This window comes from Streptomyces sp. PKA51 (assembly GCF_057552455.1).
In genome coordinates, this window is record NZ_BAAJPZ010000048.1 from 1 (window position 1) to 1,942 (window position 1,942).

1 protein-coding gene and 2 pseudogenes are annotated in these 1,942 nt (G+C 73.5%); all 3 read right to left on the reverse strand.

Features of this window, described 5'->3' with window-relative positions; translation table 11 throughout:
* Window positions 1-300: pseudogene (locus AC27L3_RS29475) on the reverse strand (SAM-dependent methyltransferase); the annotation flags it as partial.
* A gap of 28 nt (window positions 301-328) precedes the next feature.
* Window positions 329-1,462, reverse strand: a complete 1,134-nt coding sequence (locus AC27L3_RS29480; RefSeq protein ID WP_487237109.1) for a family 2 encapsulin nanocompartment cargo protein terpene cyclase — start codon at window positions 1,460-1,462, stop codon at window positions 329-331.
* 26 nt (window positions 1,463-1,488) lie between these two features.
* Window positions 1,489-1,942, reverse strand: a pseudogene (locus AC27L3_RS29485) (Crp/Fnr family transcriptional regulator); the annotation flags it as partial.

Sequence of the window (1,942 nt, forward strand, 5' to 3'; positions counted from 1 at the left end):
ACCGCAGCCCGCGTCCAGCAGACGGTCACCGGGGCCAATGGGGCCCAGGTGGTCGAGGAGGACGTCGGCCTGGGCCGACTCCAGGCGGTGCAGCTCCTCGACGATGCGCGCGTCCCGGGTCTCCTCCGGACCCTCCAGGACGGAGGGGTCGTAGTCACCGAGCCCGTAGTGGTGGTGATACAGACCGTCGACGTCGCCCAGGCGCAGGTTGACCGGGTCCTTCTCGTTGTTCCAGTACTCGGCCACCGACTTCTGGTACGCGGTGCGCAGCACGGGGGAGGGGACGGGGGCAGTGGTCATCAGGGTTCCTCGGAGTGTTTCAGGTGTTTCAGGGGGTCGTGTAACGGGAGCTGCCGCTGTGCCATTCGCGGTTGCCGCCCAGCCAGGCCCACACGCCCGCCAGGAAGCGGCGCAGCGCGGGCGAGCCGGCAGCGGCCAGGGCCGCCGCCTCGGCCTCGAAGGTGCGCACCAGCTCGTCGTGGATCCGCGCACTGCGCTCGACCGCCTCGCGGGGCGAACAGCGTTCCTCCGCGGCGATCACCGCGGGAAGGTTGAACTCCACGCCGGAGGAGTGGTCCTCCTTGGCCATCGAGTACAGGTCGTTGACGAGCGTGGCGGCCGTCGACGCCATGGTCACGGCCCGGCGCACCCGGGCGTCGGCGTACTCGGCGGCGGGCAGCGCGTACCCGCCGACCGCGTCCACCAGCGCGATGCACGGCAGGAAGCTGTTGATCTGGCGGTGCGCCAAGTACTCCCACACCGCGGGCATGCGGCCCTGGGAGCGCCAGGAGCCCTCCTGGCCGTAGCCCACGAACAGCACGGCGATCTCGTGGCGCAGCCGGCCGAGCTGGGCCGCGTCCGCGTACCGGGACAGGTGGGCGAAGCCGGAGCGCAGGGAGGCGCGCACCGGGTCCTCGCGCAGGGCCTGCTCACCGGCCGGCACGTAGCGGGCCGGCAGGTGCGAGGGGTCGACGGCCGTGTACGCCAGGCCCAGCTGCGCACCGAGCAGCACCGGCGCGGAGCCCATCGACTCGTCGTCGCAGTAGTAGTCGTCCGTGGCCCACTCCGCCAGCGCGCACTTGCCGGCCGCCAGCAGCCGGTCCGGATCGTCGGTGTCGGGGTGGGCCAGCATCATCAGCCGCCCGAAGTCGGCCGCGCGCACGCGCTCCAGGCGCCCGGCGTACAGGCCGGTCTCCCCGGCCCACGCCAGGAGCGCCTCGTTCACCTCCGCGGCGAGCGCCGGGTCGTCGCGCACGGCGGGCGGGCAGTACAGCTCCGGGACGCCCGCACCCCCGGCCGCCGCCGGCCTGCGGGGCACGAGGCGGGCGGCGGAGGTGCCCAGGCCCGTGGGCCCGCCCGGCACGGTACGGGCGGCGGGCCCGGGCGGCGAGAGCAGCGCGGCCACGAGTCCGGCCACCTCGTGGCGGGCGGCGGGCGCGGTCATGCGGGACAGCAGGGACACCGGCTTCTCCTTCGGCTGGGGCGGCTTCAGGACGGGGTGCCGAAGACCTCGACGTTCTCCAGCACGCCGAGCGCGTCGGGCACCAGGACGGCGGCCGAGTAGTAGGTGCTGACCAGGTAGGACATGATCGCCTGGTCGCTGATGCCCATGAAGCGCACGTTCAGGCCCGGCTCGTACTCGTCCGGGATCCCCGTCTGCCGCAGCCCGACGACGCCCTCCTCCTTCTCGCCCAGCCGCATCGCCAGGATCGAGGAGGTGCCCTCCTCCGAGATGGGGATCTTCCCGCACGGCAGGATCGGCACGCCCCGCCAGGCCGGCACCGGATGCCCGGCCACGTCGGCCGTGTCGAACGCCAGCCCGCGCTTGTTGCATTCGCGGCCGAAGGCGGCGATCGCCTTGGGGTGCGCGAAGAACGCCTTCGTCCCGCGCCGCATGCTCAGCAGCTCGTCCATGTCGTCCGGGGTGGGCGGGCCCGAGTGG